At 41.3% G+C, this 300-nt stretch carries 1 rRNA gene; it reads right to left on the bottom strand.

The features are described from left to right. Positions 1–111: ribosomal RNA gene (gene rrf, locus LJC66_RS27545) — 5S ribosomal RNA — on the bottom strand; the annotation flags it as partial. Positions 112–300 lie beyond the last annotated feature (189 nt).

The raw sequence follows: 300 nt of genomic DNA, 5'->3' as shown, positions 1-300 counted from the left end.
GCAACGTCCTACTCTCACAGGGACAAAGTCCCAACTACCATTGGCGCTAAAGAGCTTAACTTCCGTGTTCGGTATGGGAACGGGTGTGACCTCTTCGCTATCGCCACCAGACATATTATATTATACACTATTTCATAAAGAAAGCAATACTTTTTTTTGAAAGATTTATTCTTTCAAAACTAGATAACAGTTCGCTGAGTAAAGCTTACGCTTTTAAAAGTTTGGTTAAGTCCTCGATCGATTAGTATCAGTCAGCTACACATGTCGCCACGCTTCCACCTCTGACCTATCAACCTGATC

It is taken from the genome of Priestia sp. TSO9, assembly GCF_021029645.1.
GTDB classification, from domain to species: domain Bacteria; phylum Bacillota; class Bacilli; order Bacillales; family Bacillaceae_H; genus Priestia; species Priestia megaterium_E.
The sequence above is the reverse complement of the archived record's forward strand: the minus strand, read 5'-3'. Positions and strand labels throughout refer to the sequence as shown.